The organism is Variovorax sp. P4_D9 (genome assembly GCF_056401695.1).
This window is the reverse complement of record NZ_JBFUIU010001028.1, coordinates 1-2,753: the sequence shown is the minus strand read 5'-3', so window position 1 is coordinate 2,753 and position 2,753 is coordinate 1. Positions and strand designations below refer to the sequence as shown.

3 protein-coding genes and 1 pseudogene are annotated in these 2,753 nt (G+C 61.9%); 1 reads left to right on the top strand and 3 read right to left on the bottom strand.

Going from position 1 to position 2,753, the window contains the following annotated elements:
- From AC1DY5_RS50365 to AC1DY5_RS50355, 3 genes and pseudogenes are all read right to left on the bottom strand, one after another.
- Positions 1–209 (bottom strand): annotated as a pseudogene (locus AC1DY5_RS50365) (hypothetical protein); the annotation flags it as partial.
- A 700-nt stretch (positions 210–909) separates the two neighbouring features.
- Positions 910–1,206: a hypothetical protein gene (locus AC1DY5_RS50360; protein WP_478121802.1), complete on the bottom strand. Its 297-nt coding sequence runs from the start codon at positions 1,204–1,206 to the stop codon at positions 910–912.
- 309 nt (positions 1,207–1,515) lie between these two features.
- A complete protein-coding gene (locus AC1DY5_RS50355) occupies positions 1,516–1,848 on the bottom strand; it encodes a thermonuclease family protein (RefSeq protein WP_478121803.1) in 333 nt (110 codons plus the stop codon).
- Between the two features lie 520 nt (positions 1,849–2,368).
- On the opposite strand from AC1DY5_RS50355, the gene AC1DY5_RS50350 reads away from it, so the two are divergent.
- Positions 2,369–2,753 (top strand): DUF899 family protein (locus AC1DY5_RS50350; protein WP_478121801.1); only part of this gene is annotated, 385 nt, incomplete at its 3' end.

Sequence of the window (2,753 nt, the reverse complement as noted above, 5' to 3'; positions counted from 1 at the left end):
ATGTCGCTGAGGATCTGCTTGATGATCGCCAGTTTGGGCGGCACCTCGGCCTCAAACAGAACGGGGAACTGCGTTGAAGGCGCAAAGATTTCCTTGGCCAGTACATTGATATGCCACCCCGGTTGGCGCTTCGTCGCAAGTCGTATCAGTGCGTAAATCAACACGCGCAGTTTCGCCGTAGCAGGCATCTCACTTTCGAAACTGATCACTCAAGGCTCCAGCCTCCAAGTGCTGGGCCGGTCACGCTCCAGGCCACTACCAAGCGCCCACCGAGCGCCGTCAAGCGACGGTCGCGACGGTCAGCCGAAGCTGGCCACCCTTGAAACGGGGGACTAGCAGTTTCCTTTTTTTGCCTGTCCGGGCGGGCATTGCTTTCCGTACCCGCCGCCTGAATTGCCTGGGCCCTCGGGGTAGACAACACACCCCCCGAGCATGGCCATTGCGAAGAGTGCTGCGACTAGCTTCTTCATGGAATGTCCTTTTGCATCGTTGGAATGCGAGCATAGCTGCCGTGTTTTGATACCCCGATCAACTCGATGAGCTGGCGGCCGATCTGTGGCGCGATGAGCGCTTGCGAGCCATGGCACCGGCGCAGGCGGCCGTGGAGTGGCTGGCCCCCGTCACGCCGCCCGCGGTCGCCGCTGACCAGCCTGCGGGTTGAGGCGAGGACACGAGCAGCCCATTGGGCCCAGCGCGGAGATTGAGCCTTCAGCTAGGCGACTGGGATTTTGCAAATGTCGGGATAGAGATCGGGCGCGCCATTTCATAGAAGCAATTGATCGCGCCCACGATAGCGCCTCGTGAGTCTCGAAGCGGCCGTATGTTGACAATCACCGTCACCCGGGAACCGTCGGGGCGCTCGATCACTACCGGGGCGTCGGTTGCCGAGGCGACAGTCCCGCTCACCACTTAGGCCATAGGACATTCGTCGTGCGGCAGCGGCGTGCCATCGAGAAGAAACATCTGATGAGAACCGCAGAATTTCTCGTCGGTGTCACCGAGCACAGGTGCTCTGCCCCATAGCTTTGTCGCGAGGTCATTGAACTTGACGATGACTCCGTCAGCGTCAATCAAGTATGTCGCGATGGGACAAAGGTCGAACAGGACGCGAAATTCTTCAGCGCTCTGGTAGATCTCGTCCACGGTACTCGAGCCCTGAAACTCGATGGGAGCGATCCCGGGTCCGGGTGACGTGGCGTCAATCATGGTTAGCTTCCTCGGCAAACGTGGGCGTGGTAGCTGTCGGCGCCGTCGAATCGACCTCCTCACCGTCCCCGTTGTGCTTAGAGTACTCTGAAGCTATACCCCGCAGTAAAGTATTCCAATGTGCAGCCGCTACCAAGCCGAGAAGCGCCGCAAGCAGATCGAAAACTTGCTGCCCGCGTAGCGGAGGTGCCTGTTTTTTCGGCATCGCGTCCGAGGGCTGGAGTCGATCCCCGACGTTTCGCATGCAGTTTTTTGTCCACGGGCCTAGTGGAGAACCCTGATCAGCCCCCGCGCTCAGCCTTTCGCCAGTCACATGGCGGCACCGGGTCGGCATCGCGCCCGGCGCGTTTCGCCTTGGCTTCGATCTCGGAGAACTCGTATATTGCCCGCGCTCCTGGGGGTCTGCTCGCGAGAGTAGGCCCTGTACCACCAGGCCATGCCTACCGTGAACATGGCGAGGCCGGCATCGAGCGTCTTGGGCCCGCGCGGCGCCGAGGCGGGCGTCACCATCACCTTGCACACGCTGCGACCGTAGCGGTCGGTCTTGATGCAATCGAGGTCGACGTCCTTCATATAGACCAGGTTGGACATTGCCTGCTTTGATCGCTCGCCGAACGACTGGCGCTTTTCGGGGGCGTCGATGCCGTTCAGACGAACCTAGGATGGCAGTAGCGAGTTGCTCGGCCGCACCGTTCGATCAGCCAATGTCGGCTTGCAGATTCAGCGGACGTTGACGGCAGCGACATGAATGTCCGTAGATGGCCGCCTGTAGCCGGTCGCGCTGCCGGAGGTATGGGCCCCAAGCGGAAGTTCGCTCCCCCTCATCCGAAGTCCCGTCCATGACCGAGTCCGGACCTCGCGCTCAACTGATTACGTTCCGGAAGGCGGCCGTGCTGGACCGGCGAGATACCTCGAAGCGCGAGCGCAGGAGCATCGTCGCGCAATGCCACGCGGTTCAAGGCGCCGAGGGGATCATCCGCTTCGAGCCACGCGCCGCGGCTGTAATCAGCGACTCCATCGGAATGCCGCCACATTTGTTACTCCCAGTGTTCGATTGCCGGTGCCAAACTATCTCACGGCCAACAACGAGCGATGAGCAGCGGATGGAATCACGTTTCAGCCACGAGGCCGGGAATTCGCCCAACATTAGGAGATTTCAGTCATGACTACGTCGACCGAGAACGGACGGAAAGGCGGACAGCCTGCCATGCACACGCCAAACGTCGTGTCGCCACAGGTGTGGGAGGCGGCCCGTGAGCAGCTGCTCGTGAAGGAAAAGGCCCAGACCCGCGCCCGTGACGCCCTGGCCGCCGAGCGCCGGCGAATGCCGTGGATGGCCGTGGAGACGGCGTATGCATTCGAGGGGCCTGCGGGCAAGGCCAGCCTGCTCGACCTGTTCGACGGTCGGCGTCAGTTGATCGTCTACCGCGCCTTCTTCGAGCCGGGAGTGTTCGGCTGGCCCGACCACGCCTGCCGGGGCTGCTCGATGGTGGCCGACCAGGTCGCCCACGTCGCCCACGTGAACGCCCGTGATACCACCCTTGTCT

Coding starts and splice junctions, on each gene's coding strand:
- AC1DY5_RS50360 (WP_478121802.1), bottom strand. CDS start 1,206: ATGATTGACGCCACGTCACCCGGACCCGGGATCGCTCCCATCGAGTTT.